We start from the raw sequence: 26,458 nt of genomic DNA, 5'->3' as shown, positions 1-26,458 counted from the left end.
ATCAGGCGGAGTGCCGGCCGCGGTAACCCAGTGCGCGGCGGGCGAAGTCGAGGCTGAACGCGATCGTCATGGTGGCCTCCTTCAGCACTGTGCCCATCACCGGGTAGGCGTGGATCTGGCCACTCCACACGTGCGTCTCGACGGCCTGTCCGACGTCCTCGAGCATCCCCGTCATCGCCTCCACGTCGGGGCGCATCAGCTCGTACTGGGCGACGCTGAAGAACACCGGCGGGTACACCCGCGGATCGGCCTCGATGGGCGAATCGGCCCCGGCGATCGGTTCCGGACCGCCGGCCCACCGGTCCTTGAGCGCCTCGACCTGGCTCATCGGCAGGTAGGCGTCGCGGCGCATGTAGTCGGGGTCGTGCTTCTCGAGCGCCAGGTTGAGCAGCGGCGAGTACCCGATCACGGCGGCGGGGGTCACCATGCCGCGGGTCGCGGCCAGTTCGGCCACCTTCATCGCCAGGTAGCCACCCGCCGAGTCGCCCGCGAGGATGATCTTCGTGGGATCCTCGGCTCTGCCGAGCAGATCGGTGTACGCGGCCATCGCGTCGTGGATGGACGTGCCGATCCCGCCGTACGGCAACTGCCGATACTCGACGGAGATCACCGGGACGCCTGCTCGGGCCGCGAGTACCGCACACAGGCTGCGATGAGTTGCCAAGCCGCAGAAGACGAATCCGCCGCCGTGGAAGTACAGGACGGTCGCACCCGCGAGCGAGTCGGCAGCCTTCCGGTGATGGCTGATCAGTTCACTCGGCACCCCGCGGAGCGTCATCGGCTCGATCGTGACGCCCTTGGGCTTGGGTAACCGGTCGACGACCTTCTCCAGGTGCCCGAGAGCCGCGATGCCCCGGTCGGTGGTGGGCCACGCCGCGAAGAGCGGTTTGACGAAGATGCGCGCGATCCAGAACACCAGCCACGCCCGCCAGCTCACCTTCCAGTGCCGGATGATCGTCGTCTCGCGCGTACGCATCGTGCCCCCAGTCGTCGTCCCCGCGGGTGGTCAGGTCCACCCCGCCCGCCACCCTAGAGTCCGGCGCCGGAACCCGCACGGACATCAGACCTGCAGCAGCGGGATCAGGAGTTCGTCGTCGGTGAGTGCACCGTGCTGGCCCGCCAGCATCGACATCCGCGGCTCGGCCTCGCTGCGGACCACGGCAGTGGCGCCGTGGGCGATCATCACGACGTCACCCACCCGGCGCAGCGCGGCCGGGGTCGGGTTCGGCCCCAGCAGCCCGGCGGCGGCGACGTCGTCGCGGGTACCCACCCAGGCCCGCGAGCCGAGCAGCTCCCGCCACCGGCTCAGGACGCCCGCGGCACGCCCGGGTTCGGTGTGCACGTACCGGCAGCGGGCTTCGCCGGTGAGGGCGACCACCCCGCTCGACAGCGCGGGTTCCTTGTCGAAGTCGACGCGGTGCGGCGGGTCGACCGACACCATGCCGTGGTCGGCGGTCACCAGCAGGTTGACGTCGGGACCCAGGTGCGCGACGAGGTCCTCGACGAACCGGTCGACGATCGTCAGCTGCGCCACCCACGGGTCGCTGCCGGGTCCGTACACGTGGCCGAGGGTGTCGATCTGACTCAGGTAGCAGTAGACCAGGGTCCGCTCTCCCGCCGTCGCGGCGTGCACCGTCGAGTGCAACAGGTCGCCGTACGCGACGGTGCCGACGAAGCGGCCGCCGCGCAGGGCGGCACGGGTGAGTCCGCTGCCGGCGAACTCGCGGGGCAGAACTGTCGTCGCGATCACGTCGGCTGCCGTGGCGCGCTCGAAAACTGTGGGGGACGGCTGGATCCGCTCCGGCATCACCTGCGCGAGCAGGTCGCGGTGGTCGCCGACCCGCTGCCAGCGCAGCCAGTTGAACGGTCCACCCGCCTCCGCGACGTCCGAGACGTAACCGGTGATGCCGTGCCGGCCCGACGGCAGTCCGGTGCCGAACGACGCCAGGCTCGTCGCGGTGGTGGTGGGGAATCCGGCCCGGATCGGTCGCCCCTCGATGCCGTTGAGGAACGGAGCGGCATCGAGGTTGCGGCGCAGTAGATTCCAGCCGAGACCGTCGATCAGCAGAACCACGGTCCGATCGGACTCGGGTATGTCCAGCTGGTTCGCCTCGCCGGGCGCGCCCAGCGAGGACAGCACCGACGGTAGGACGTCGGCGAGTGTGGGCTCGGCGTACACGTCGCGCAGAGGTAGGTCGTTCGCCACCGGCACTCGCTATCGTCTCGAAGATCGGGTTCGCTTCGTACCCCTCCGACTCTAGGCGGATCATCCGTGGATCGAGGTACGAAAATTTCGGCCCAAATCGCTCATGCCAGGCGATTTCCCCCGCTACTGTCCGTGAGATGGTGCAGGCGTTGAGCTTTGAATCGACGGTGCCGCGACGGTTCGTACATCGTCAATCCGTGTCCGAGGTCTACCTGACGGACGGTATCCCCGTCGGGGAGGCCGGCCGGTTTCGGCTGGGCGCCCAATGGCCGCGACAACACGCCTTCTACCGAACGTGCACCGACCGCTACGACACGATGCTGCTCGGCGAGACCGTTCGCCAGTGCGCCATCTATCTCGGACACATGCACTACGCCGTACCCCTGGGGCACCTCTTCACGATGCAGACGATGCGCATCGAGGCACACCTCGACCGGTTGACCATCGGGTCGTCGGCGGCGGAGGTCGTCATGAACGCCCAGGTCACCGAGCACGCGCGGCGGGGCAGCCGCCTGTCGGCGTTCAGTGTCGACGTGGACTTCCTCGTCGACGACACGCCGGCGGGACACGGCATGGCCGTTGCCGGTGTCCTCACCCCGGACGACTACGCCCGCATCCGGTGGAGCAGTGACCGGGCCCCGACGGTGGGGCGCATCCCGCAGCCGCTTCCGGTGCTGCAGTCCGCCGTATGTGTTCCCGACGACCGCGCGGTCGTGCTCGGTGTCCATCCGTCGGGCGACATCGGTCGCTGGCTGCTGCGGGTGGATCCGACGCATCCGGTGCTGTTCGACCATCCCTCCGACCACGTTCCGGGCGTCGTGGTGCTGGAGGCGGCCCGCCAGAGCGCGCGCCTACGGCTCGGATGGTCGTGCGCCGATGTGGAATCGCTCGAACTGCGGTTCCGTCGGTTCCTGGAGTTGGACGAACCGACAACGGTGACCACCGAACTCCGGCCCGGAGAGGACGGCTGTGTCGACGTCGAGTTCTCGCAGTGGGGCGAGATCAAGGCGTCGGGCACCATCCGCCTGGCGGTGCCTCTGCCGACCGTCGAACCGGCTCACGCGTTCGTCGGGCTCCACCGGGTATGAACGTACCGGTCGATCTTGTGACGCCGGCGGGGTGCGACCACCGAGGCCAGCACGAACGACACCATCTGATCGAGTCGCGCATCGAGATCCGCGCGGCCCGTGAGCACGTTCGACACCATCTGGACGCCGGTGAAAGCCGAGACGAAGTACCGCGCGAGCTCCGCGGAATCGACGGTGTCGGCGATGTCGCCCTCTTCGATCGCGGCCTGGAACACCTCACGGAGACCGTCGATCCAGTCCAGGTACGGCGCCGTCGGTCCGGCCGCCGCACTCATCTCCAACGTCAGGCGGATACCGGCCCGCACCACGGGGTCCTCGACGATCTGCCGCCCCATCTCGTACGCGAGCATCACCAACTGCTCGAGCGCCGGAGCCTCGGTCGCGCGGATCGCGGCCACCGCGTTCATCGAGATCGCATGCTGTTCCTCGATGATCGCGACGGCCAGATCGTCCTTCGATTTGAAGTGGAAGTACAACGCGCCCTTGGTGAAGCCCGTCAGTTCGACGATCTCGGTGAGGCTGGCTCGTTCGTAACCGGTCTCGTCGAACCGAGTGGCTGCGGCCCAGATGATCTCGTTCCTCGTCTCGAAAGCCCTCTCCTGCTTGAGCACTGTGCCGATCCCCTCTCGCTTCGCCTCCCCATCGGACGCACCACTGCTGCGCTCGCCGCTCCCTCCGGCGCCGCCCGGTGATGCCACGCGACGAAACGGGCGGACACCGTCCCCACATCGCCCTGGTCGGTGCGTCCGGTTTCATCGGCGGTGCCACTCTACGGGCACTTGCCGCGTCTGACGGCGAAGTCACCGCAGCAGTGCGGCGAATGCCGGAGTCACCGATCCCAGGTGTCCGATATGTCCTGTCCGACATAGGCGTTCCGTCCACTTTGCACTCGGCGCTCGACGGTGTCGACGCCATCGTCCACGCCGCGAGCTACACCGGTCCGGACGAGACCCTGTGCCGGCGAATCAACTACGAGGGCACCCGGAATCTGCTCGCGGCAGCCGAGGCCCGGTCGATCGATGTCGTCGTCACCCTCAGCACCATCGGCGTCTACGGAGCGGGTCCGTTTCGGGACGTCGTCGAGGACACCCGCGAGCCGAATCCGGTCACCGTGCTCAGTGCCACCCGAGCGGCAGCCGACCGGATGGTCCGCGCCCAGGGCGGCATCGTCGTCCGACCCGGATTCGTCCACGGCGAGGGTGATCGCTGGTTCCTTCCGGGGCTTCGACACATTCTCGCCCGCATGGGGGCCTGGATCGACGACGGCGCCGCACTCCTCTCGGTCATCTCCGTCGACGAACTCGGCGAACTGATCGCCCGTCTCGCTCTCACCAGTTCGGACGCCGACCGGGGCGCACTGTTCCATGCCGCGTCACCGGAACCGATGTCGGTGTTCGACATTGCGACTCGCACGGCCACCGACGGCCTACCCACCACCAATTGTTCGTTCCCGGCGGCGCTCGCCGGCGCCGGTGCGGCAGGCCTCACCGATCGGCACGTCGACCTCGTCGGGCGCGACCACACGATCGACGGGACGAAACTGCGGCGGCGTTGCGAGCGACCCACCCTTCGGGCCACCTCGGAGTTGCCGATTCGCCCACGCGACACCACCCGCAGTGCCAACCTGAAGCCATGAGTCCCCGGAACGTCCCAGTACGAGGTGATCACTGATGGCCCGACCCGTCCGCGTCGTCGTTCTCGGCTCCGGATCCTGGGGCACCACGGTCGCCAAACTCGCGGCCCACAACACGCCCACGTTGCTGTGGTCGCGTAACCCCGAGACGGCCGACGAGATCAACACCGAACACCGCAATTCGCGTTACCTCGGCGAGCACGAGCTGCCGGAGAGCCTGCGGGCGACGTCCGACATTCTCGAGGCCGCGAACGAGGCCGACGTGCTGGTGGTGGGGGTGCCGTCGCACGCGATCCGCAGCACGCTGAACCTGATCTCCAACGAGGTGCGCGCGTGGGTGCCGGTGCTCTCGCTCGCGAAAGGCCTCGAACCGGGTACCCGGCAGCGGCCCACCGAGGTGATCTCCGAGTGCCTGCCCGGTCACCCCGTCGGGCTCCTCGCCGGCCCCAACATCGCCCGCGAGATCGCCGACGGGCTGGCCGCCGCGTCGGTGGTCGCCACACAGGACGAGGACGTCGCCACGGCGCTGCAACCGTTGTTCGCCTCCAAGGTGTTTCGCGTCTACCGCAACACCGACGTCCTCGGCTGCGAGCTGGGCGGCGTCCTGAAGAACATCGTGGCGATCGCGTCGGGCATGGCCGACGGTCTGGGCGTCGGCGACAACACCCGCGCGATGGTTCTGGCCCGCGGGCTCGCCGAGATGACCCGACTCGGGGAGGCGATGGGCGCCAACCCGCGCACCTTCGCCGGACTCACCGGCGTCGGCGATCTCATCGCCACGTGCATGAGCCCGGCGTCGCGCAACCGGCGTGTCGGCGAAGCCATCGCCCGCGGGCTCACCGTCGACGAGGCCGTGGAGAAGCTGGGGCAGGTGGCGGAGGGCGTCAAGACCGCGCCGACGGTGATGGAACTGGCCCGCGACTACCACGTCGAGATGCCGATCGCCGCCGAGGTGGAGGCCGTCGTCGCCGGACGCAAGACCCCCGAGGACGCCTACCGTGGCCTGCGGAAAGTCCAGCCGGGCGGCGAGGACGAGGTGGCCTGACCCGCTCGACCGATTTGTCTTGAACACTGTTCAAGTTGCACACTGCTGACGTCAGGCGGTGAGGGAGGCGCTGCGCGGAGACCTCACGGATGGGAAGCAGCGTGTCGGAGTCGGTTCGTCACACCCGGGTGCTGATCGTGGGCGCGGGATTCGCCGGACTCGGCATGGCCCTGCAACTCACGCGCCGCGGCCGACGCGACTTCCTGATCCTGGAGCAGGCCGACGCCGTGGGCGGCACGTGGCGGCAGAACACCTACCCGGGCTGCGAGTGCGACATCCCGTCGGTGCTGTACTCGTATTCGTTTGCCCCCAAGACGGATTGGACGTCGTCGCACGCCGGGCAACCGGAGATCCTGGACTACCTCATTGAGCTGACCGAGCGCCACGGACTGCGCGACCGTCTGCAGTTCGGTACCGAGGTCGCCGGGGCGCAGTGGGACGAGACCGACTGCCGCTGGCATGTTTTCGACAAGAGCGGACGTGAGTTCGTGGCACAGTACCTGGTGGTCGCGTCGGGCGCTCTCAACGTGCCGCGCATCCCACGCATTCCCGGCGCCGAGACGTTCGCGGGCGCGAGCATGCACTCGGCGGCGTGGCGCGACGACGTCGACCTCACCGGCAAGCGGGTGGCGCTGATCGGCACCGGCGCCAGCGGGATCCAGCTGGCGCCGCACCTCGCCGAACGGGCGGCCGAACTCACCGTCTTCCAACGCACCCCGGCCTGGATCCTGCCGCGCCGGAGGTTCCGTACGGCGGTCGCGGCGAGCCGACGGAGCACGCTGGCGCGCAATCTGTTTCGCGCGGCCACCTACTGGGGCGGCGAGGCGCTCGGTGTCGGCCTCGGCCGTCCCCGACTACTCGAGCGCACCCAGAACCGCGCCCTCGCACACCTGCGCAAGCAGGTGCACAACGCGGTGCTGCGCGACGCCCTCACCCCCGACTACCGCATCGGCTGCAAGCGGATACTGCGCTCCAACGACTTCTATCCCACGCTGGCCCGCCCGAACACCACCCTCGTCACCGACCCGATCACCGCGATCCACCCGAGCGGCATCGAGACCGCCGACGGCACCCGCCACGACGTCGACGTCATCGTGTACGCCACCGGGTTCCGCGTCGCCGGCGCGCTGAACCGCATGAACCTGGTCGGCCGCGGCGGCGTCAGCCTGCTCGAACGCTGGCAGCAGGACGGCGTCCGCACCCACCTGGGCGTCACGATGTCCGGGATGCCCAACGCGTTCTTCCTGTCCGGGCCCAACACCGGCCTGGGCCACAACTCGGTGATCGTGATGATCGAGGCGCAGATCGCGCACGCACTCGACGCGATGCGCCTGGCCGAGGAGAGTGGCGCGGGCACCGTCGAGGTCCGCGCCGCCGCCCAGGACGCGTTCGATTCGTCTCTGCGGGAACGGCTCTCGCGCGGCGTGTGGAGCACCGGTGGCTGCGCCAGCTGGTACCTCGACGCCCGCGGGTCCAATCACGCGCTGTGGCCGGGGACGTCCTGGGACTACCGGCGGCGCACCCGCGTCGTCGATCCCGCCGACTACCAGCTGCTCCGTGCCGAATCGCCTCGCGGCCTGACGACGCCGAAAAACGGTTGGACGCGCTCCGACGCCCGTTGCTAGCGTGTGCGCGACCGTGACTTCACACCAGGAGGTGAGACCCATGTACGCAACGAACATGTGGGTGCTCCCACTAGTGTGCACGGTCGGGCGATTGACGTAGGTGTCGCCGGGAGCGCCGAAATTCAAGGCACTCCCGAAAGGCCACACCATGCACTTCACTTCCGAGACATCGTCGAACGGTGTCGTCGAACGCACTTTCACACTGGACGAGATCACCGGCGTGCTCTGGTCGCCCCGATCCGGGGCCGGCGGCGGGCCACTGCTGCTGTCGGGTCATTCCGGCGGCATGCACAAGCGGGCGCCGGGACTGGTGGCCGGCGCACTGCACAGCGTCGCCGCCCACGGGTTCACCGTCGCCGCCATCGACGCACCCGGGCACGGCGACCGCCCGCGAAGCGCCGAGGATCAACGGCGGGTGGACGCGATCCATCGGGCCCGGGCGGCGGGCGAACCCCTCGCCCCGATCGTCGTCGAGCACAACATGTCGGTGGCGGAGCGCGCGGTACCCGAATGGCAGGCGACGTTGGACGCGCTGCAGGCGCTGCCCGAGATCGGTGCCGACGCGCAGATCGGCTACGGCGGAATGACGTTGGGCGTCACGACAGGACTGTTGCTCGCGGCAGCCGACCGCCGGATCGCCGCACTCAGCATTGGTGCGGTGTTCGTGAACGATGCCCTGGTCGAGGTGGCCCGACGGATCACCGCGCCGGTCGAGTACCGGATTCCGTGGGACGACGACGAGATCGACCGCGCGTCCGGGCTCGCACTGTTCGACGCGTTCGCCTCCACCGAGAAGACCCTGCACGCCCACCCCGGCCGGTACTTCCAGGTGCCCGAGCACGAGCGCGACAGTTCGGCCCGCTTCTTCGGCCGCCACCTCGGCCGAACCACCGGCGAGGTTCCGGACTGACCGAGGCGGTATCGGCGTCCATCCACCGGGCGCCGATACCGCCACCGCACACGCCGTTGCATGCACGAATGCACATCTTCTCCTTTGACAATGATTTTCATTACGCGATAGACCTTGCGGCATGATTCGCACCGACCCCACCTCCCGACGCCTCACCCTCGCCGCGTCCGTCGCGACGTGCGCGGCCCTGCTGGCGGGCTGCTCGGGTACCGACGACGGCACCACCACCGCGACCGACGACGGCACCACCACCGCGACCGCCGCAGCGGCCGTGGGCCCCGAGTCCACCACCGCCAAACCCGCGCAGGCTCGCTCCGCGACACCTCGACTGGCCGTCACCTACGACGGCGGCATCCTCGTACTCGATGCCGAATCGCTCGCGCTGGTGGGCGAAACCGAGCTGGCGGGGTTCAACCGGCTCAACCCGGCCGGCGACGAGCGGCACGTGATCGTCTCCACCGAGGACGGCTTCCGTGTGCTCGACACCGGAGCTTGGTCGGAGGCGCACGGCGACCACGCGCACCACTACACCGCCGCGCCCGCCCTCACCGCCGTCACGTTCGACGCGGACAAGCCCGGCCACGTCGTGCGGCACGCGGGCCGCACCGTCCTGTTCGACGACGGCACCGGACGCGTCGACTCGTTCGACCCGAGCACCCTCGCCGACGGCAAGCCACAGACCACGACGTTCACCACCCCGGTCGCGCACCACGGCGTCGCCGTGGAACTGGCCGACGGTGGACTCGTCACCACGCTCGGCGACGCGAAGACCCGCACCGGCATCGTCGTCTACGACGCCGCCCGCACCGAGATCGCCCGCAGCGAGGAGTGCCCGGGCGTGCACGGCGAGGCCGTCGCCGCCGACGAGACCGTGGTGTTCGGCTGCCAGGACGGTCTGCTGATCTACCGTGACGGCGCGATCACCAAGGTCACCAGTCCCGACCCGTACGGGCGGATCGGCAACCAGGCCGGCTCGGAGGAGTCCGCCGTGGTGCTCGGCGACTACAAATCCGACCCGGACGCCGACCCGGAGCGTCCGACACGGGTGTCGCTGACGAACACCGTCACCGGCGAGCTGCGCCTGGTGGACCTCGGCACCAGCTACACGTTCCGGTCTCTCGGACGCGGCGCGTTCGGTGAGGCCCTGGTCCTGGGCACCGACGGCGCGCTGCACGTACTGGACCCGAACTCCGGTGCCACGATCCGCACGATCCCGGTACTCGACCCGTGGACCGAGCCGACGGAGTGGCAGACGGCCCGGCCTGCGCTGTTCGTGCAGGGTTTCACCGCGTACGTGACCGATCCGGCCACCAACCGGATCCTCGCTGTCGACTACGAGAAGGGCCAGGTCACCACTACTGCCGAGCTTCCGCACACCCCCGACGAGATCACCGGTGTGCGCGGCTGAGGTTCACCCGGAGGGTTGCGTGTTCCCGGGAGTCGCGCTTAGACTCCTCGGTCATGCAGCGCATCCAGGTAGTAGTTCACCGCCGTAGCGGGGTCTGATTCGGACCGACCCCTCGCTGCGGGTCGTTGAGCTATCCACCTGTCGGTCCTTCCTTCACTTCAGGAAGACCCCCGAAAATGCGCACCTCACAGGCTTTCGCCACCACCACGTTCTCGAACGATCCGTTCTTCCAGCGTTTCGGCACCCACCTGCCGCGTGACCTGCGCGCCCAGGCCCAGGGTCTGAGCTGGACCGAGTTCGCCCAGCGCTTCAGCCCCACCGGCGGCCCGGTCCGCCTGGGCAGCTGGACGTCGGAGCACCTCGGCGCCGGTCGGCACACGTTCACCGCCACCCTCGGGCTGGGCGACCGCATCTCGTCCGCCTCGGCGACCGCCACCGGACCCATCGCGGCACTGACGTCGATGCTGTTCGACGCCGGTTTCCAGCTCGAGATCCTGTCGTTCCACCAGCAGCGCACGTCGGAGGGCACGGCGACGTTCATCCTCGCCGAGCACGACGGCGAGCGCCGCTGGGCGATGGCCATCGCCGAGGACTGCAACGCCTCGGCGCGGGAGGCGATCATCGCGGCCGCCAATCTGCTGCATCGCTGAGAAAATTGATCTTCCGGACCCATCCATCGACAGGGGCGGCACCGAATACCGAGTGACCGCTCCTGTCACAACCGGAAGGACCACCATGTCTGCCACCAGGAAGCTCACCGCCGGACTGTTCGCTGTCGCCGCCGCGGCAGTCGCCACCGCCGCGCCCGCCGCGGCCCAGCCCACCGGTTCCGCCGATCTGTGGCAGCCGCTCGCCCCGATCCCGTCGCTGGACGTCGCCCGCTACGCCGGCACGTGGTACCAGCTGGCGGCTGTCCCGCAGCCGTTCAACCTGGATTGCGCCCGTGACACCCGCGCCACCTACGGCGTGCTCGACGCGTCGAACGTCAGCGTGAACAACACGTGCACCACGTGGAACGGCGGGACCAACGGCATCGTCGGCAACGCCCGCGTCAACGACCCGGTCACCAATGCCCAACTGCACGTGAGCTTCCCGTCGGTACCGTTCCAGAACTCCCCCGACGGACCCACCAACTACGTCGTCACGTACCTGGCCGACGACTACTCGTGGGCATTCGTCGGCGACCCGTTGCGCGTCTCCGGTTTCGTGCTCTCGCGCACGCCCGCGGTGAGCGCCGAGGGCTGGCAGCAGATCCGCAGCGTCGTCGAGTCGCGCGGCTACAACTCGTGCCTGGTGCTCACCTCGCCCACCACGGGCGGGCGGTCCGACATCGCCCCGCTCTGCACGGTTTGACAGTTCGCCCGGCTCGCGCCATCGGCCTGAGTGCCCACTCTCTTCTCTTACATGCGGGATTCCGCGGATCGGGGCTGAGAGTGGGCGCTCCGGCTTAGTGGCTCAGTCCCTATTCGGTCGCCGCGGCCTCACGTACCGCGGCGCCGGTGATGTTCGCGAGCATGCCCTTGAAGATGATTCCGTGGAACGGCAGGATCGAGTACCAGTAGGCCCTGCCCGCAATGCCTTTCGGAAAGAAGATCGCCCGCTGCTCGAGCCGGGACCGGTGCGGCCCCTCCGGCTCCACCCGCCATTCGAGCCAAGCGCCACCCGGGGTACGCATTTCGGCCCGCAGCCGCAGCAGGTGGCCGCGGTCGATCTCCTCCACCCGCCAGAAGTCCAGCGGGTCACCGGTGTTGAGATGTCGCGCGTCGCGCCGCCCACGGGTGAGTCCGACGCCGCCCACCAGCCGGTCGAGCCAACCTCGGATCACCCACGCGAGAGGGAAGGAGTACCAACCGTTCTCACCGCCGATGCTCTCGAGCACCCGCCACAACGTGTCGGCATCCGCGTCGCACTCGGCGCTGCGGACATCGGTGAAGACCACCTCTCCCGCCCAGTCGGGATCGGACGGCAACGGATCCGACGGCGCCCCCACCGGCGACGCGTTGGCCCAATTGGTCTCCACCTCGCCGTTCTTGATACGGCGCAGCGCCAGTTGCACCGCTCGGCGGTACGGCGTCAGCCCCTCCTCGGGCGGTGGGATGACGTCGTCGATGTCGCGGTCGGTGACGACGGCGTCGTTGTGCAGCGATTCGATGAGCGCGCGGCCCAGCGAGCTGGGGATGGGTGTCACCAGTCCGATCCACAGACCCGCCAGGCGCGGTGTCAGTACCGGCAGCACCAGCACCCGACGCCGCCGCAGACCCGCCTCCTCCGCATACACCTTCATCATGTCGCCGTACGTGAGGACGTCGGGGCCACCGATGTCGAACGTCCGGCTGCGCGGCAGCGGTGCCGTGGCCGCAGCAACCAGGTAGTACAGGACGTCGCGCACCGCGATCGGCTGGATCCGGTTGTTCACCCACTTCGGGGTCGTCATCACCGGTAGCCGGTTCGTCAGGTGCCGGATCATCTCGAACGAGGCCGACCCGGAACCGATGACGACGCCGGCCTGCAGCACCATCGTCGGAACCCCCGACTCCATGAGTATCCGGCCCACCTGCGCGCGGGAGCGCATGTGCGGCGAGAGGTCGGTGTCCTCCGGGTGCAATCCACCCAGGTAGACGATGCGTCCGACGCCGCTCGCCTTCGCGGCCGCCGCCATGTTGGACGCGCCGCGCCGCTCCGCTTCCACGAACTCCTCGGAGCCGCCCATGGCGTGCACCAGGAAGTACACGACGTCCATGTCGGCGGTCGCGGCGGCCAGCGACTCGGGGTCCGCGAGATCGCCGCGCACGATCTCCACCTGTTTCGCCCACGGGATGTCCCGCAACTTCTCGGGAGAACGCGCCAGCACCCGAACATCGTGTCCGGCGGCGAGCAGACGGGGAGCCAGGCGCCCACCGATGTAGCCGGTGGCCCCGGTGACGAGCACGCGCAGTCGCGACATCACTCCACGGTAGCCTCGACAGTCATGAGTGCGCTCGACGAAACGGTCCTCCTCGACACCGACGACGTGTACGGATACCTGCACCGTCCGGCCGGCGACGCGGTCGGCAAACTCGTCCTCGCGCACGGCGCGGGCGGCGACCTCGACGCAAAACTCTTGCAGGCCATGGCCATCGGCTTCGCCGAACGGGGCTTCCTGGTACTGCGCTACAACCTGCCGTTCCGCCGGCGTCGGGCGTCGGGCCCGCCGAACCAGTCCCGGGCCGGAGAGGACCGCGAGGGCATCGTCGCCGCGGCCGACGCGATCCGCGACCTCGCCGACGGTCCATTGATCCTGTCCGGGCACTCGTACGGCGGACGCCAGTCGACGATGCTCGCCGCCGAGCGCCCCGACGTCGCGGACGGGCTTGTGCTGCTGTCGTATCCGCTGCACTCGCCCGGTAAACCGGAGAAGCAGCGCACCGAACACCTACCGGATCTGCGTAATCCGTCGCTGTTCGTACACGGCGACCGGGACCCGTTCGGCACCCCCGACGAGATGCAGGCGGCGCTCGAACTCATTCCTGCCCCGCATCTCCTGCTGCTCGTCGAGGGCGGGCGGCACGGGCTCGACCCCGAGCGCGCGGACGTCGTCGCGCGGACGGTCGCCGCTGCCGTGGACCTGTTCGACATCGGCTGACCGCCCGGGTCGGGGAAGCCGTCAGGGCATCAGTGCCGAACTGCCGGCGCTGACGTCGAGCGAGGTCCCGGTGACGTACCGCGCCTGCTCCGAGACCAGGTACAGCACCGCGTGCGCGATGTCCTCCGGTGCCACCCACGGCACCCGCATCGGCGTGATCGAGGCATAGCGCGACTCCACGGTCTCCCGGGTGGGGTGCTCGACGTCCGGAGCGAACAGCCCGTAGAACGCCTCGTTGTGCACCATCGGGGTGTCCACCGATCCCGGGCACACCGCGTTGACCGTGATGCCGTGGCGGGCGAGCTCGAGCGCCAACGTCTTCACCAGGCCGATCACACCCCACTTCGCCGCGACGTAGTGCGACAGGTTCGGGATGCCGGTGTGTCCGCCCATCGACGACGTCGCGACGATACGTCCGTACCCCTGTTCGATCATGTGCGGCGTCACGGCCCGCAGCGTCTTGAACACCCCGGACAGGTTGGTGTCCACCACCGCGTCCCACATCTCGTCGGTGAGGTCCCACGTCTTCGCGAACGCGCACACCCCGGCGTTCGCGACGCAGATGTCGATCCTGCCGAATTCGGCTGCGGCGGCCGCGACCGCGGCATCCACCGCCGCCCCGTCGCGCACGTCCACGACGGCGGTGCGACACCGGACGCCGTGGGTCTCGACCAGGCGACGGGTCTCGTCGAGTTCGTCGACCGTCGCCAGCGGGTACGGCACGGTCGTGACATCGGCGCAGATGTCGATGCCGAACACGTCCGCGCCCTCGTCGGCGAGCGCGAGGGCATGTGCGCGTCCCTGCCCGCGGGCGGCACCGGTGACGAACGCGACCCGACCTTCGAGCTGTCCCATATCTCCTCCAAGCATCAACTGCCCCAAATCATTACCGGGCCGATGCCGGTGCGGTCCAGACCTTCTTCCACACAACGGGCAAAACGCGGCCGCCGGCCCTCGGCGCCGAGACCGGAGCCAAACCCCTGCCGGGACGTCGCGGTCCTGGGTACGCTGAAGGCGACCAACTATCGGGAGGTCGAGGAATGCTCTACAGCGATATTCCGAGTCACGCCGAGGTTCGCCGGCTCGCCGAGGTGGAGGGTCGCACCTGCATCTCGATCTACACGCCCACCGAGGACGACATCCACGATCCGGGCAAGAGCCGGCTCGAATTCACCAATCAGGTCAAGTCCGCGCTCGAACAGATCGAGGATCACAAGGAGCGACTGGCATTCGAGCAAGCGTTCGACGACCTGATCGAGGACGAGGCGTTCTGGCGCTACCAGGCGCGCACGCTCGTCGTTCTCGCGACGGCGGACCGACTCCGCCGCTACCGGTTGCCGAACCGACTCGGTGCGTGCTGCATCGTCAGCGACCGCTTCTACATCAAGCCGCTGCTGCGGACGGTGACGTTCCCTCAGACCGCCTACGTGCTGGCCCTCGCCGAGGGGTCGGTCCGGTTGATCGAGGTCACGGCCGATCAGCCGCCGACGACGGTCGACGTCCCCGGGCTCCCCAAGGACGCTGCGAGCTACGCGGGCGTACGGTCACTCGGACGGACCCCGCCGGGACGGGTGAACGGCCGGGTGCAGGGCGACGAAGGCCGCAAACTCCGGGTTCGGGAGTATGCCCGCGCCATCGATCACGAACTGCGCAGCGTGCTGACCGGGCGGGACATCCCGCTGGTGCTCGCCGCCGCCGAACCGACCGCGTCGATCTACCGGTCCGTGAACAACTATCACAAGCTGCTCGACGACGGCATCCACGGCAATCCGGAGGAAATGAGCGACGAGCAGATATCGCAGGCCACCCGGGCAGTCCTCGACGGCTACTACGCCCAGCAACTGGCGACCATCCGCAAGCAGTTCGACGACCTGCGGTCCAAGGGCCGGGCACAGGTGGAGATCTCCGACGTCGCGCGGTCGGCGACGTTCGGGCGGGTCGAGACACTGTTCGTCGACATCGAGGGCGTCGTGCCCGGCACGGTGGATCCGGACACCGGCACCGTCGACCTCGCCGAGCTCAACGGCAACCACGAGTACGGCGTGGTCGACGAGATCGCCCGCCGGGCCCTGCTCACCGGCGCGAAGGTGCTCGCGGTGCGGTCCGGCGACGTGCCCGACGAGGTTCCGGCCGCGGCGATCCTGCGGTTCGCCGAATAACCCCCGCGCGAACTACGTCTCCTGCTGTCGAGACTCGAGGATCGTGGCCAGCACCGCCTCGACGTAGCTGTCGACGGCCGCCTTCTCGACGCCCAGCTCCGCGAGCACGCCCGCCCGGTCCTCGAGCTCGAGCAGCGCGAGCAGGATGTGTTCGGTGCCGATGTAGTTGTGCCCCAGCCGGAGCGCCTCCCGGAACGTGAGCTCGAGCGCCTTGCGTGCTCCGGCGTCGAAGGGAATCAGGTCGGGCACCTCGTCGGCGCGTGCGGGCAGCACCGCCGTGGCGGCCGCGCGAACCGCCTCCGCGTCGATGTCCTGCGCGGCGAGCGCCTTCACCGCAAGCGATTCGGGTTCCGAGAGGAGCCCGAGCACCACGTGCTCGGGGGTGATCTGGTCGTTGCCCGCCGCCCGCGCCTCGTTCTGTGCCGCCATCACGACGTTGCGGGCGCGCGGGGTGAATCGACTGAAGCCCTGGCTCGCATCGAGATCGGACGGCTCCTCGGGACCTTTTGGCACGAAACGTTTCTGGGCTGCCTGCTTGGTGACGCCCATGCTGCGACCGATGTCGGTCCAGGAGGCGCCGGAGCGCCGGGCCTGGTCCACGAAGTGGCCGATGAGGTGATCGGCCACTTCGTCGAGGTGTTCCGCGGCGAGGACCGCGTCCGTCAACTGTTCGAGGGCGTCGGAGTGCACCTTCTTGATCGCCTCGATGAGGTCGTCGAGGCGCACGGGATTCGACATACGCGTGGGATCTGTCATACGACAACCGTAGGTTGACGAACCCATGTCGTCAACCCTGGGTTGTCGATCAGTTCGGTACCCGAGACGCCGCCCGGCACCTATCGTGAGAAGACCGATCGTCGTCGACGAAGGAGCCCGCAATGCCCGACTACGGCAACGACATCCGATTCGGTTACTTCCTCGTGCCCGACGCGGATGCCGCGCAGGGCCTTCTCGACACTGCGGTAGTTCTCGACCGAGCCGGATTCGATCTCGTCGGCATCCAGGATCACCCGTACCAGCGCCGCTTCCTCGACGCCTGGACGCTGTTGTCCGTCATCGCGGCCCGCACCGAGAACCTCGCAGTGTTCCCGGACGTCGCGAGTCTGCCGCTGCGCCCACCCGCCGTGCTGGCGCAGGCGGCCGCCAGCCTCGACCTCCTCACCGGTGGCCGCGTCGAACTGGGCCTGGGTGCCGGGGCGTTCTGGGATGCGATCGCCGCGATGGGCGGGCCTCGGCGGACGCCCGGCGAGTCGGTGCGCGCTCTGGAGGAAGCGGTGTCGATCATCCGGCTCATGTGGAGCGGAGAGCGGGCGATCCGCTTCGACGGCGACTTCTACTCCGTGGACGGAGTCCATCCCGGGCCCGTGCCCCTGCACCCCATCGGGATCTGGATCGGCGGCTACAAGCCGCGGATGCTGCGTCTGATCGGTGAGATCGGCGACGGCTGGCTGCCTTCGCTCGGTTACATCGACGACGACGGAATAGCCTCGGCCAGTGCGGCGATCGACGCTGCGGCCACCGCCGCCGGCCGCGATCCCGCGCAGATCCGGCGGATTCTCAACGTCGGCGAGGAGATTCCCCGCGACGAACTGCCACGGCGGTTGACGGCCCTCGCTCTCGACCACGGCATCGACACGTTCGTTCTCGGCGGCGCCGCGAGCGAAGAACAGCTGACCTACCTCGCGCAGGACGTGTTCCCGCGGGTACGCGACGACGTCGCGGCCCGGCGCTGAGGACGCGGGCCCCGGATCCGGACCCGCGCCCCGAGGCGCCGAGGCGTCAGATGAGCGCCACCCCGGCGAAGGCCGCGAGCGCTACGAGGGCCGCGCCCGTGACCACCTGGACCCGGCGGTCGACCACACACATCGCGGAGAGGAATCCGGGCATGGATCCCCCGCGGCGGGTGTGCACGATCGCGAGCAGGCTCGGCATGCAACGCCCGAGACTGACGAGCGTGAACAGCGCGGCACCCAGGGCCGGCGATCCGGCCGCGATCACGCCGAGCGCCAGCAGGTAGTAGGCGCTGGACCGGATGAAGATCACGAAGCCGGGACCGATCATCGCGCCGAACAGCAGCGAAACCTTCCACGGCGCCATCGACCGACGCAGGTGCCGGGGCAGCTGTCGCCGCCGCATCGGCGCGGGCAGTGTCACCAGGCCCATCTCGTGCAGGCCGTACGCCAATGCCAGCACCGCCCAGACCCCTACGGCCCACGCGATCGGGACCGCGCCCGCCACGACGGCGCCCAACGCACCGAGCAGGGCGCCGGTGGGTGCACCCGTGGCGATCGAGCCCAGCGCGTGCCAGCCGAGCCGGCGCACGGGCGTCGACGAGCCCTCGCGTCCCGGCTGCTTCGGCGCCGCGACGACGCCCGCGACCGACATGCCGCACGTCGACCAGTTGGCGGCGAGCGCGGTGAGCGCACCCGCCCCCACCACCGACGCGATCAGGGCCGAGCCCGCCGCCGGGGCGACGAGTGCACCGACACCGGCGCCGAGCACCGCGGCACCGGCGACGAGCGCGGCACGGGCCGGCATCGACACCGCCTTCTGCAGCGTGGGCCGGATCTCCGGGACGTCGGTCGCGATGGGGGCGTGCGCGAGCGACTCGCGCGTGAGTGTTTCCGTCATCGAAATCCCTCTTCCATGTGAACGAATTGCTGTGTCCGTCAGCCGGTCACGGTGACGGTGCCGGTCATGTAGCGATGGACCGAGCAGTGGTACTCGTAGACGCCCGGGGCGTCGAAGGTGTGTTCGTAGCTCCCTTCGCTCGTGATGCCGCTGTCGAACACTCCGTCGGAGCCGACGTGGTGGAGCAGGCCGCCGTCCTCGAACCGCCACTGCACCGTGCCCCCGACCGGCACGGTGACGTCCATCGGCCCGAAGTGGACATTGCGCACCACCACGACGGCGTCCGGGTCGGCGGCCGACGCGTCCGCGCATCCCGCGGCCAGCGAGAGCAGCACGGCGGGCGCGGCGAACCACCGCCGGTTCATTCCGTCACGACGACGGTGCCGACCATCATCGGGTGCGGCGTGCAGTGATAGTCGAAGGTGCCCGCGTCGTCGAAGGTGTACTCGTACGTGCCGGTGGTCATCAGTTCGCTCTTCAACTTGTCCTGCAGCGCCCCCTCACCCGCGACGTCGTGCGGCAGGCCCGCGTCGTCGAACTTCCACTGCACGGTCTGTCCCTTCTCGATGGTGACCTGGGCCGGTGTGTAGGCCATGTTCTTCACCTCGATCACCGCGGCGGGTGCACTGCCGCCCGCGTCGGCCTCCCCAGTGCTGCAACCGGTGACCAGCGCAGCCGTCGTGATCAGGCCCGCGGCGAGTGCGACGATTCTCTTCATGATCGGTCCTCTCACCGGATGTACCGCAGGTTCGCGGTCATTCCGGCCTCGAAGTGGTAGGCGTTGTGGCAGTGGAACATCCACTCGCCCGGATTGTCGGCGTCGAACTCGATCGCCAGCTCCGTGCCGGGCAGCACGTTGACGGTGTCCCGGCGCAGCCCCCCGTAGGCGGGGACGGCGAAGGTGTGCCCGTGCGTGTGCATCGGATGCCACATCGACGACGAGTTCGTCATCGTGATGCGCACCCGCTCACCCTGTTTCATGACGAGCTTGCCCGCGTCGGCGCCCGCCATGCCCCACACGTAGCGGTCGCCGGCCTGGATGAGTTCGACGCGGTAGTCCCGGTCCGGGGTGCGGTCCTCCAGACGCGCCGCGTCGACGGGACGCAGCTCGCTCTCGAGCACCAGCCGACCCGAGAGTTCCGGGACCACGCCGCCCACATCGGGATTCGACAGCGGAACAGCGTCGGGTGTGCGCAGCACCGTCGATGCGTAGCCGTCGCGCCCCTCGACCTTCGCCACCACCGGCCACACCCCGGACCGGACGGTGACCAGCACGTCGATGCGCTGCGCCATGCCGACGATCACGGTGTCCGCGACGGCCGGCCGGACGTCGAAGCCGTCGACGGCCACGACGGTCAGTTCGTGACCCGCCACCGCGAATCGGTACGGAGTCTCTGCCGCGGCGTTGATGATGCGCATTCTCAGCCGCTGCCCCACCGGCGCCTCGATCGCCGCCGGATCGTTCGGCGGGCGCCCGTTGATCAGGTGCATCGGGTAGGCGATGTGCTGGGTCATACCGCCCAGTGCCGTCGAATCGCCGTGGCCCTGCGCCACCAACTGCTGCGCCACTCCCATCTCGCCCTCGGAGTGAGCCGTCGGCGCGGACGCACCGCCACCGTGCCCCGCGTGCCCGCCGGCGATCGCCGGGTTGAGTGCCATCAGCACCGCGTCCGGCGTGGTTCCCAGGCCGTCGATCCAGTCGTCCAGCACCAGAACGGCGTCCGCATCGGCGCCGGTACTGTCGTCCGGATCCTCGACGATCATCGCGCCGAAGAGGCCCCGGTCGGCCTGCAGGCCGCTGTGCGAGTGGTACCAGTAGGTGCCGGGATCGGGCGCGACGAAGTCGTACTCGAACGTGCCTCCGTTCGCTCCGATCGCCGGCTGGGTCACCGGTGCCGCACCGTCCATGTCGTTGCGGATCCGTATGCCGTGCCAGTGCAGCGTGGTATCCGCGGGTAGGCCGTTGGCGACCGACACCCGAACCCGGTCGCCCTTGCCGAGCCGCAGTTCGGGGGCCACCGCGTTGCCGCCGTACGTCCACGTGTCCACCACGCGGCCACCGAGATCGACCGCGCCGACCGCGGCCGCGAGCGCGAACGACGCCGTCGCCCCGCTCGCCGCGCGGGCCGCTTCGGCCTGTGCGACTTCCGGATCGGTGGGCAGGATGTAGTCGAGGTTGCCCGACGACGCCTGCGCATCCGACGTTCCGGAACTACAACCCGCGGTGGCCGATCCGAGTGCCGCGAGCCCGACCGCGCCGACGCCGAGCGAACTCAGCCGCAAGAATCGGCGGCGGTCGAGCACCGGGCCGCGGTCGGGCCGAATCATCGGAGCACCTGGGGAGTGAGGAGCGTACCGATGTCCTCGACGGTTCCGGTCACCTTCGCGGTGCTGACCTTGTTGCCGGTGGCGGACTCGATGCCGACGATCGTCTTCTCGGTCTCACCGTCCACCTCGGGACCGTCCCCGAGCACGTAGAGCGTGCGGCCGTCCACCACGTACGCCATGCTGTCGATCCCGGTCAGCCCAAGCGCAGGCAGGTCGAGTGTCTTGACCGGCGCGAACGTGGTGGCGTCGTGCAGTTCGATCTTCACGACGTCGCCGCCGCGCGCCGAGTGCGGATGGATCTCGGTGTCGGTGTACTCGATCGCGATGCGACTGCCGGTGTTGTCGATCGCGTTCCCCGCGAAGCGGCCGCCCTCTTGACCGGCATTGCCGATCGGAGCCACCGTCGACGACGGCAGACCGTTCGCGAAATCGAACACGTACACGTCACCGTTGCCGCCGACGAGCAGCGCCTTCTTCGCGTCCGCCGCCCACGTGACCTCGCGGGCGCTGACGAAGTCGTCGGGCAACACCTTGGTGCGCGCGGTCTCGGTGGGGACGCCCGCGTCGTCGATGGAGATCCGGATCAGCTCGCGGCTCTCCTCGCACACGCTGTAGAGCTCGTGTCCGTCGAGCCACGTGAACGGCCCGCACCCGATGATCTGCAACGCGCCGCTCTCCTTCTTCGCGGCGAGGTCGACGACGCGGACACCGTAGAGCCCGTCGTCCCACGTGACGAAGTACTTGCCGTCCGACGTCACCGCACTCGAACCGGGCCGCGAGTGGACGCGGGCGTAGTCGGGCAGCATCGCCTCCGACGGCTCGAGCAGGTTGCCGGAATAGGTGCTCACGGTGAAGTCGGCCGCCCCGCGGGACCCCCGCGGACGCCACACCTCGGCGGCGAGCACTGCCGGGTCGCTCGTCTTCTCGCCGACGAAGCCGTGGATCACCGGGTCCCAGATTCCGGGACCCACCACGATGCGGCTCGCGGCGACGCCCGTCGCGGGATCGATCACGTTGACACCCAGCTCGAGTTTGCCGAATCCCCCGGCTACGGCGAGGAGTTCGTTCGCCTTGGCCGGCTGGACCTCGCCGACGTGCAGCGGTTCGGGGATGGTGGAACCGATCGCCTGGTCGTCGTGTCCCAACGAGATGCCCGCGCCGGGCGCGGTGAACGGGACACTCGGGTAGGTGACCTCGCCTGCTGTGGCCTGCGAGGACTCCGACTCGTTACCGGCCGCGTCGGACGAGCACGCGGCGAGCGAGAGGACGAGCGCGACGGGGACGGCAGCCGCGGCACCACGGACGAGGCGGCGTGAGGCATCGGTCATGAGCCGGCTCCGACCTTGGGACGGGCGGCGGGACGGGTCTGGCAGTCCTCGCCGATGATCGGCGCCATCGTGCACGTGTACGATTGGGATTCGTCCGACACGCACCAGATGATCTCCTGGTCGTAGCTGCCGGAGACCGGGTTGTACATGATCGCCTGCATGTCCGGCTCGCCGCAGAAGGCATTGGAACACGAAGGCGCACCGCAGCAGTCGTAGTACGCGATGAGGTACGTCTTGCCGGTGTCGGGGTTGGTGCAGCACCCCACCCAGAACTCGGCGCCCGGCTTGCTGCCCGGCGCACACGTCGTGACGCCGCCGCCGTTGCACGCGGCACACGACGTGCCGTCCATGTTGCACCAGCGCCAGTACTCGCACTCGGCAGGGTCCTTGCCGTCGTACACCGGTACGAGTGGGTCCTTGTCGGGCGTCGGCGCGGGCGGCGGTGCGGCCTCCTGCGCGAACGCGCTCCTGGTAACCGGCAGCGAACTGATCAGCGCCACACCGGAAACGCCCATCGTCCATTTGCCGATCCGGCTGATCATCGACCGGCGCGACACACGCTCGGACATCCGGCGCCCGGCACGGCTGGCGAGGGTTCCGCCGGATCCGGCCATCCACGCGGCCTGCTCCCTCACGGTGTCCTCGTCGACGGGATACCGGTTCTCGTACATCTCCGGACCGTCGTGTATCGGTTTGTCGGACATGTGTTCTCTCCGTTCTCGATGGGGGTTTCAGACGTGCGCGGCGAGGTTGGTCTTCGCCTGCTCGTGCAGGTGCTGGAGTGACGGGGTACCGGATTCGAGTGCGTTGAGCAGACTTTCGACCTGCGCCATGTGGTTGCACAGTCCCTTCGACCGGATCTTGCCGTGCTCGTCGAGGATGACGCCGTACGGCGTGGTCCCGACCTGGTAGGCGATACCGACGTCACGGCCGTCGACGTAGCTGAGTTCGCTGCCGATCCCAGAGCCGGCCAGGAACTGCGCGTGCTCCTCCGGGGTCCCGTCGGAGACGATGACGATCTCCAGGTCCCTCTCGGCCTTCGCCATCGCCCGCAGCCCGGGCAGCAGGCTCTTGCACGTGGAACAGGTGGGCGCGGTGAACAGCAGCAGCTGCGGCTTGTCCCGGTGCCCGCCGACGCCGACGGTGCGTCCCAGGTGGTCGGTGAGGCCGCGGAACGACGGCGCGACCTGTTCCACCTTGGGGCCGGTGTCCATCATCCGGGCGCCCAGTGGGCCGAGCCGGACCTGCACACGGCCGATCTCGCGGGCGAGCGCCAGCACCATGAGGAACAGCACCGCGACGGCGACCGCCAGGACCACGACGGCGATGAGGAGGAAAGTGTTCATTGTCGATCCTTGTCGTGAGGGAACGTCGGTCAGTAGCGCGAGATCGCCGATGCGACACGCAATTCGATGGATGCCTTGCTCAGGTGCGCGTCGACGGGCCGGCGTCCGAGGTGGACCACCGAGCGCAGTTGCACGGCCGCGACGATTGCGGCCAGCACCACGAGCACGCCGGCGACCGCCAGCACGTGCTCGGCCGGTGTCGGGGCCGTCGACGTCGTGGCCGCGAGCGCCCCGGCGACGACGGCCAGCGTGGCCGCCCGCACCGCGTGGAACCAGCCGATCCGCGGCGCCTCGCCCTCGTTCCCGAACGCGAAACAGCCGCAATCGAGTTCGCGGCGTCCTCGCAGCAGGTTGACGGTGAGCCCGACACAGAAGCCGGTGAACAGCACCGTAGCGACCGCCGCCGCGATCCGCGGGGCGAAGCCCGCGATCAGGGCCACGCCGAGCGCGATCTCCACCGACGGCAGCGTCGCCGCGACCAGTCGCTCCAGTGACGCCGGCAGGATCCGGTAGCCGCGGACCACCCGCAGCAGGCCCTCCCGATCTCGCACCTTCGGCACTCCGGCGAGCAGCAGCACACCCCCGACGGCTGCCGCGATCATCGTCCACAGCATGCGTGGATCCACCTCCTTCTCCAACGGTGTGGACCCATCGTTGCCGTCCCGGAAGTCGCCGTTGCGACGGTGACGAAACGTTCCGTCGCATCACGAGTGGGGCCGGCGAGAAGGCGATTCCCACTTGCGAATCGCACATTGTTCGCAAAGGTAACCGGGCCGAAACACACCGGGGTTAGCTTGCGTCTGTACCACCGGGCGTACAGACGGGACGAGAGTCGTGACAGCTGCACTCCGGGCAGCGATTGCCCGTGCACAGGAGGCGGAAAGCCCACCGGAGCAGGTGTATTCACCGTTGCGTGCCCTCGGCCGGCGACGGCTCACGTTGGTCGACCTGATCGGCCAGTCGTTGTCGACCATCGCGCCCGCCACCGGGATGGTGTTCATCGCGTTGTGGATCACCGCGTACCGGCCCGGCGTCGGGGGCGTGCTCGTGATCGGCGCGACGACGGCGGCGGTCGCGCTGGTCGCCGTGTGCATCACCCAGTTCACCCGCCGCCTCGCGGCCGCCGGATCGCTGTACAGCTTCGTGTTCCAGGGCCTCGGCGCGCGGGCGGCGCTCGCTACCGGCACCGCTCTGGTCGTCGGCTACCTCGGCATCTCGATCTCCGTCATGTCGCAGGCCGCCGGGAGTCTGCTCGACATCGCGGATCTGCTCGGGCTGCGGCTGGACGGGCCCGCACCGTGGGTGCTCACCATCGCCGTGTTGGCGGCGGTGGTCGGCGCGATCGCGGTGCGGGGTGTGCGGTTCGCGACCCGGGCGATCCTGGTGGTCGAGAGCCTCTCACTGGTCCTGATCGTGGCGATCATGATCGGCACGCCCACCGGCACGGCCCCGGCCGGCGCTCATCTGCCGCCGACGCCCGTGAGCCTGCTCCCCTTCCTCGCGATGCTCACCGTGCTGTCCATGGCCGGCTTCGAGAGCGCCGCGTTCTTCGGCCCGGAAGCCAAACGCCCCCTCGTCACCGTCACCCGCACCGTCCTCGTCTCCCCCGTCCTCGTCGGGATCCTCTTCGTGTTCGCCGCCACCGCGTCGCTCCTCGGGCACGGCTCGGTGATCGTCGGCGCCTACTTCGACGGCACCGCATCCGGTGCCTCGTGGGGGGTCGTGCTCGCGGTGAAGGCGGGCATGACGTGCTCGTGGTTCGCGTCCACCCTCGGCTGCGCGCAGGCCGGATCGCGGCTGCTGTACTCGATGGGCGTCGAACGCGTACTCCCGCCGGCACTCTCGCGCGTACATCGGCGGTTCCGCACGCCGCACGTCGCGGTCGCGCTCTTCTCCTCCGCAAGTCTGACCGGCGCGGCGGTCTACGCGCTGTGGGCGCGGGCCGATTCGGCGGTGTTCGACGGCGTCGTCGAGGTCGGCCTGGTGACGGCGTACACGCTCGTCGCCTTCGCGTCGCTGCGCTTCCTGCGCCGCATCGGCGAGCACACCGCAACGACCCGTGCGGCCGCCGTGTTCGTCACGGTACTCGGCGCCGGCCTGCTCGCGTGCCTCGCCGTCGACGGCACCGTGCACGACGCGTGGATGGTGCCCGCAACGCTCACGCTGGTCGGGTCGTCCGGGGTGTTGTGGCACGAGTTGTTGCGCCGGTCCCGGCCCGACAGTCTCGCCACGGTGGGCGCGTTCGACTCGGTCGAGACAGCCGACATCCTGCCGGGCGCAGGGGTTCTCGTCGTGGACGAGGACGGCCGACGGCGCATCGTCGCGACCGCCGGACACGGCGTGCGACAGGCCCGGGACGGCGAACGGTGATGCCGTCACGCACCCAGGTCCGCACCGAGGGCACGCACTTCAGCGGGCAACAACCGCAGGCCGTGCAGCGGGCACTCGGGATGCTCGAGGCGGTGGCGCATCTGGGCCCGGGGACGACGGCCAAGGAGATCGCGCGCTTCGCGGGTGTACCTCCGGCCACCGCCTACCGGATGCTGAATCTGCTCGTCGCCGAGGGCTTCCTCGTGCGGGTGCCGGACCTGTCCGGCTTCGCGCTGGGACGCCGCACCGCGGAGCTCGCGCGGGCCGCCGCCGACACCGGCACACTGCCGTCACTGCACGAGGCCGTGGAGGAACTACGGTCGCGCACGCGGTTCGCGATCCACGTCGCGTCGTTCGCGGGCGGCCGGCTGCGCATCGTCGACCGCGACCCCGACCACGAGATCGCGGCCGTCGGCATGCTGTCGAGGCACCTGCACGCCAACGCCCTCGGCAAGCTGATGCTCGCGTATCTCCCGGACGTGCACCCCGAGCCGGACCTGCGCCGGCTGACGGAATTCACGATCTGCGACCTCGACGAGCTGACCCGGCACCTGCGGGCGGTGGTGCTGGACGGGTTCGCTCACGAGTGCCAGGAGTCCCGGATCGGCCGGGCCGCACTCGCGGTTCCGCTGCGCGATCGGGCGGATCACGTCGTCGGCGGGCTGTATCTGCACGGCGCCGACGGACGCGTCCAGCCCGACCGAGAGCTGATCCGGTTCCTCGCCGACGGCGCCGAAGGACTCACCGGGATGGTGTGAT

The 26,458-nt window shown here is 69.4% G+C and carries 27 protein-coding genes; 13 read left to right on the top strand and 14 right to left on the bottom strand.

The features are described from left to right. Position 1 precedes the first annotated feature (1 nt). Positions 2-976: an alpha/beta hydrolase gene (locus PSS76_RS02235; RefSeq protein WP_081122294.1), complete on the bottom strand. Its 975-nt coding sequence runs from the start codon at positions 974-976 to the stop codon at positions 2-4. Between the two features lie 84 nt (positions 977-1,060). Further along, the gene (locus tag PSS76_RS02230) at positions 1,061-2,212 is read right to left on the bottom strand and encodes an alkaline phosphatase family protein (RefSeq protein ID WP_337455809.1); all 1,152 of its coding nucleotides are present in this window, start codon (positions 2,210-2,212) and stop codon (positions 1,061-1,063) included. A gap of 131 nt (positions 2,213-2,343) precedes the next feature. On the opposite strand from PSS76_RS02230, the gene PSS76_RS02225 reads away from it, so the two are divergent. Beyond that, positions 2,344-3,294 carry a ScbA/BarX family gamma-butyrolactone biosynthesis protein gene (locus tag PSS76_RS02225; protein WP_044991483.1) on the top strand — a complete coding sequence of 317 codons (951 nt, stop codon included), beginning with the start codon at positions 2,344-2,346 and terminating at the stop codon, positions 3,292-3,294. Here the strand turns inward: PSS76_RS02225 and PSS76_RS02220 are convergent. After that, positions 3,264-3,905, bottom strand: coding sequence for a ScbR family autoregulator-binding transcription factor (locus PSS76_RS02220; RefSeq protein ID WP_013417512.1), 642 nt, complete (start codon positions 3,903-3,905; stop codon positions 3,264-3,266). The genes PSS76_RS02225 and PSS76_RS02220 overlap by 31 nt on opposite strands. A gap of 80 nt (positions 3,906-3,985) precedes the next feature. Between PSS76_RS02220 and PSS76_RS02215 the strand changes: the two genes are divergently transcribed. The 7 genes from PSS76_RS02215 (at position 3,986) to PSS76_RS02185 (ending at position 11,268) form a co-directional block, all read left to right on the top strand. Further along, a complete protein-coding gene (locus PSS76_RS02215; protein WP_233285089.1) occupies positions 3,986-4,930 on the top strand; it encodes an NAD-dependent epimerase/dehydratase family protein in 945 nt (314 codons plus the stop codon). A 34-nt stretch (positions 4,931-4,964) separates the two neighbouring features. Continuing rightward, positions 4,965-5,972: an NAD(P)H-dependent glycerol-3-phosphate dehydrogenase gene (locus PSS76_RS02210; protein ID WP_013417514.1), complete on the top strand. Its 1,008-nt coding sequence runs from the start codon at positions 4,965-4,967 to the stop codon at positions 5,970-5,972. 89 nt (positions 5,973-6,061) lie between these two features. Then, entirely contained in the window at positions 6,062-7,597 is a 1,536-nt protein-coding gene (locus PSS76_RS02205) for a flavin-containing monooxygenase (RefSeq protein WP_337455808.1), read from the top strand. Between the two features lie 148 nt (positions 7,598-7,745). Next, entirely contained in the window at positions 7,746-8,507 is a 762-nt protein-coding gene (locus tag PSS76_RS02200; RefSeq protein ID WP_337455807.1) for a dienelactone hydrolase family protein, read from the top strand. Positions 8,508-8,628: 121 nt separating this feature from the next. After that, positions 8,629-9,915 (top strand): zinc metallochaperone AztD, encoded by a 1,287-nt coding sequence (gene aztD, locus PSS76_RS02195; protein ID WP_337455806.1) that lies wholly within the window; start codon positions 8,629-8,631, stop codon positions 9,913-9,915. Between the two features lie 176 nt (positions 9,916-10,091). Then, positions 10,092-10,565 (top strand): 2-isopropylmalate synthase, encoded by a 474-nt coding sequence (locus PSS76_RS02190; RefSeq protein WP_084979344.1) that lies wholly within the window; start codon positions 10,092-10,094, stop codon positions 10,563-10,565. Positions 10,566-10,650: 85 nt separating this feature from the next. Further along, positions 10,651-11,268 (top strand): lipocalin family protein, encoded by a 618-nt coding sequence (locus tag PSS76_RS02185; RefSeq protein ID WP_337455805.1) that lies wholly within the window; start codon positions 10,651-10,653, stop codon positions 11,266-11,268. Between the two features lie 109 nt (positions 11,269-11,377). Here PSS76_RS02185 and PSS76_RS02180 read toward each other — a convergent pair whose 3' ends face one another. Continuing rightward, positions 11,378-12,859, bottom strand: a complete 1,482-nt coding sequence (locus tag PSS76_RS02180; protein WP_022598419.1) for an SDR family oxidoreductase — start codon at positions 12,857-12,859, stop codon at positions 11,378-11,380. A gap of 24 nt (positions 12,860-12,883) precedes the next feature. Between PSS76_RS02180 and PSS76_RS02175 the strand changes: the two genes are divergently transcribed. After that, a complete protein-coding gene (locus PSS76_RS02175) occupies positions 12,884-13,537 on the top strand; it encodes an alpha/beta hydrolase family protein (RefSeq protein WP_064059405.1) in 654 nt (217 codons plus the stop codon). Between the two features lie 21 nt (positions 13,538-13,558). Here PSS76_RS02175 and PSS76_RS02170 read toward each other — a convergent pair whose 3' ends face one another. After that, a complete protein-coding gene (locus PSS76_RS02170; protein WP_005516971.1) occupies positions 13,559-14,392 on the bottom strand; it encodes a mycofactocin-coupled SDR family oxidoreductase in 834 nt (277 codons plus the stop codon). A gap of 185 nt (positions 14,393-14,577) precedes the next feature. On the opposite strand from PSS76_RS02170, the gene PSS76_RS02165 reads away from it, so the two are divergent. Beyond that, positions 14,578-15,696 carry a baeRF11 domain-containing protein gene (locus PSS76_RS02165; RefSeq protein ID WP_005516969.1) on the top strand — a complete coding sequence of 373 codons (1,119 nt, stop codon included), beginning with the start codon at positions 14,578-14,580 and terminating at the stop codon, positions 15,694-15,696. A gap of 12 nt (positions 15,697-15,708) precedes the next feature. Here PSS76_RS02165 and PSS76_RS02160 read toward each other — a convergent pair whose 3' ends face one another. Next, positions 15,709-16,452 carry a Clp protease N-terminal domain-containing protein gene (locus PSS76_RS02160; protein ID WP_037084821.1) on the bottom strand — a complete coding sequence of 248 codons (744 nt, stop codon included), beginning with the start codon at positions 16,450-16,452 and terminating at the stop codon, positions 15,709-15,711. 122 nt (positions 16,453-16,574) lie between these two features. Between PSS76_RS02160 and PSS76_RS02155 the strand changes: the two genes are divergently transcribed. Continuing rightward, complete coding sequence (locus tag PSS76_RS02155; RefSeq protein WP_005516967.1) at positions 16,575-17,429, top strand: LLM class flavin-dependent oxidoreductase; 855 nt, start codon at positions 16,575-16,577, stop codon at positions 17,427-17,429. Between the two features lie 46 nt (positions 17,430-17,475). On the opposite strand, the gene PSS76_RS02150 is transcribed toward PSS76_RS02155, so the two are convergent. Genes PSS76_RS02150 through PSS76_RS02115 form a run of 8 tightly spaced genes read right to left on the bottom strand, consistent with a single transcriptional unit; the run spans position 17,476 to position 23,943 of the window. Continuing rightward, positions 17,476-18,327: a methylamine utilization protein gene (locus tag PSS76_RS02150; RefSeq protein WP_084847759.1), complete on the bottom strand. Its 852-nt coding sequence runs from the start codon at positions 18,325-18,327 to the stop codon at positions 17,476-17,478. Between the two features lie 38 nt (positions 18,328-18,365). Next, positions 18,366-18,692, bottom strand: coding sequence for a cupredoxin domain-containing protein (locus tag PSS76_RS02145; protein WP_337455804.1), 327 nt, complete (start codon positions 18,690-18,692; stop codon positions 18,366-18,368). Further along, positions 18,689-19,045, bottom strand: a complete 357-nt coding sequence (locus PSS76_RS02140; RefSeq protein ID WP_216317366.1) for a cupredoxin domain-containing protein — start codon at positions 19,043-19,045, stop codon at positions 18,689-18,691. Before PSS76_RS02140 ends, PSS76_RS02145 begins: the two co-directional genes overlap by 4 nt. A gap of 11 nt (positions 19,046-19,056) precedes the next feature. Then, complete coding sequence (locus PSS76_RS02135) at positions 19,057-20,655, bottom strand: multicopper oxidase family protein (protein ID WP_242420798.1); 1,599 nt, start codon at positions 20,653-20,655, stop codon at positions 19,057-19,059. Further along, entirely contained in the window at positions 20,652-21,983 is a 1,332-nt protein-coding gene (locus tag PSS76_RS02130) for a hypothetical protein (protein ID WP_242420799.1), read from the bottom strand. Before PSS76_RS02130 ends, PSS76_RS02135 begins: the two co-directional genes overlap by 4 nt. Continuing rightward, positions 21,980-22,687 carry a methylamine dehydrogenase light chain gene (locus tag PSS76_RS02125; protein WP_005516959.1) on the bottom strand — a complete coding sequence of 236 codons (708 nt, stop codon included), beginning with the start codon at positions 22,685-22,687 and terminating at the stop codon, positions 21,980-21,982. The genes PSS76_RS02130 and PSS76_RS02125 overlap by 4 nt, the downstream gene beginning before the upstream one ends. A 27-nt stretch (positions 22,688-22,714) precedes the next feature. Next, a complete protein-coding gene (locus PSS76_RS02120) occupies positions 22,715-23,329 on the bottom strand; it encodes a redoxin domain-containing protein (protein WP_013417526.1) in 615 nt (204 codons plus the stop codon). A gap of 29 nt (positions 23,330-23,358) precedes the next feature. After that, positions 23,359-23,943, bottom strand: a complete 585-nt coding sequence (locus tag PSS76_RS02115) for a MauE/DoxX family redox-associated membrane protein (protein ID WP_005516957.1) — start codon at positions 23,941-23,943, stop codon at positions 23,359-23,361. A gap of 220 nt (positions 23,944-24,163) precedes the next feature. Between PSS76_RS02115 and PSS76_RS02110 the strand changes: the two genes are divergently transcribed. Both PSS76_RS02110 and PSS76_RS02105 read left to right on the top strand, forming a co-directional pair. Continuing rightward, positions 24,164-25,699: an APC family permease gene (locus PSS76_RS02110; protein WP_242420800.1), complete on the top strand. Its 1,536-nt coding sequence runs from the start codon at positions 24,164-24,166 to the stop codon at positions 25,697-25,699. Continuing rightward, positions 25,699-26,457: an IclR family transcriptional regulator gene (locus tag PSS76_RS02105; RefSeq protein WP_084979341.1), complete on the top strand. Its 759-nt coding sequence runs from the start codon at positions 25,699-25,701 to the stop codon at positions 26,455-26,457. The genes PSS76_RS02110 and PSS76_RS02105 overlap by 1 nt, the downstream gene beginning before the upstream one ends. The last annotated feature ends 1 nt before the right edge of the window (position 26,458 follow it).

This window comes from Prescottella sp. D32 (genome assembly GCF_037287305.1).
In the GTDB taxonomy this organism is placed as follows: domain Bacteria; phylum Actinomycetota; class Actinomycetes; order Mycobacteriales; family Mycobacteriaceae; genus Prescottella; species Prescottella equi.
This window is presented reverse-complemented; position numbering and strand designations above follow the sequence as displayed.

Coding starts and splice junctions, on each gene's coding strand:
- PSS76_RS02235 (WP_081122294.1), bottom strand. CDS start 976: ATGCGTACGCGCGAGACGACGATCATCCGGCACTGGAAGGTGAGCTGG.
- PSS76_RS02225 (WP_044991483.1), top strand. CDS start 2,344: ATGGTGCAGGCGTTGAGCTTTGAATCGACGGTGCCGCGACGGTTCGTA.
- PSS76_RS02215 (WP_233285089.1), top strand. CDS start 3,986: ATGCCACGCGACGAAACGGGCGGACACCGTCCCCACATCGCCCTGGTC.
- PSS76_RS02210 (WP_013417514.1), top strand. CDS start 4,965: ATGGCCCGACCCGTCCGCGTCGTCGTTCTCGGCTCCGGATCCTGGGGC.
- PSS76_RS02205 (WP_337455808.1), top strand. CDS start 6,062: ATGGGAAGCAGCGTGTCGGAGTCGGTTCGTCACACCCGGGTGCTGATC.
- PSS76_RS02200 (WP_337455807.1), top strand. CDS start 7,746: ATGCACTTCACTTCCGAGACATCGTCGAACGGTGTCGTCGAACGCACT.
- aztD (WP_337455806.1), top strand. CDS start 8,629: ATGATTCGCACCGACCCCACCTCCCGACGCCTCACCCTCGCCGCGTCC.
- PSS76_RS02190 (WP_084979344.1), top strand. CDS start 10,092: ATGCGCACCTCACAGGCTTTCGCCACCACCACGTTCTCGAACGATCCG.
- PSS76_RS02185 (WP_337455805.1), top strand. CDS start 10,651: ATGTCTGCCACCAGGAAGCTCACCGCCGGACTGTTCGCTGTCGCCGCC.
- PSS76_RS02180 (WP_022598419.1), bottom strand. CDS start 12,859: ATGTCGCGACTGCGCGTGCTCGTCACCGGGGCCACCGGCTACATCGGT.
- PSS76_RS02175 (WP_064059405.1), top strand. CDS start 12,884: ATGAGTGCGCTCGACGAAACGGTCCTCCTCGACACCGACGACGTGTAC.
- PSS76_RS02170 (WP_005516971.1), bottom strand. CDS start 14,392: ATGGGACAGCTCGAAGGTCGGGTCGCGTTCGTCACCGGTGCCGCCCGC.
- PSS76_RS02165 (WP_005516969.1), top strand. CDS start 14,578: ATGCTCTACAGCGATATTCCGAGTCACGCCGAGGTTCGCCGGCTCGCC.
- PSS76_RS02160 (WP_037084821.1), bottom strand. CDS start 16,452: ATGACAGATCCCACGCGTATGTCGAATCCCGTGCGCCTCGACGACCTC.
- PSS76_RS02155 (WP_005516967.1), top strand. CDS start 16,575: ATGCCCGACTACGGCAACGACATCCGATTCGGTTACTTCCTCGTGCCC.
- PSS76_RS02150 (WP_084847759.1), bottom strand. CDS start 18,327: ATGACGGAAACACTCACGCGCGAGTCGCTCGCGCACGCCCCCATCGCG.
- PSS76_RS02145 (WP_337455804.1), bottom strand. CDS start 18,692: ATGAACCGGCGGTGGTTCGCCGCGCCCGCCGTGCTGCTCTCGCTGGCC.
- PSS76_RS02140 (WP_216317366.1), bottom strand. CDS start 19,045: ATGAAGAGAATCGTCGCACTCGCCGCGGGCCTGATCACGACGGCTGCG.
- PSS76_RS02135 (WP_242420798.1), bottom strand. CDS start 20,655: ATGATTCGGCCCGACCGCGGCCCGGTGCTCGACCGCCGCCGATTCTTG.
- PSS76_RS02130 (WP_242420799.1), bottom strand. CDS start 21,983: ATGACCGATGCCTCACGCCGCCTCGTCCGTGGTGCCGCGGCTGCCGTC.
- PSS76_RS02125 (WP_005516959.1), bottom strand. CDS start 22,687: ATGTCCGACAAACCGATACACGACGGTCCGGAGATGTACGAGAACCGG.
- PSS76_RS02120 (WP_013417526.1), bottom strand. CDS start 23,329: ATGAACACTTTCCTCCTCATCGCCGTCGTGGTCCTGGCGGTCGCCGTC.
- PSS76_RS02115 (WP_005516957.1), bottom strand. CDS start 23,943: ATGCTGTGGACGATGATCGCGGCAGCCGTCGGGGGTGTGCTGCTGCTC.
- PSS76_RS02105 (WP_084979341.1), top strand. CDS start 25,699: ATGCCGTCACGCACCCAGGTCCGCACCGAGGGCACGCACTTCAGCGGG.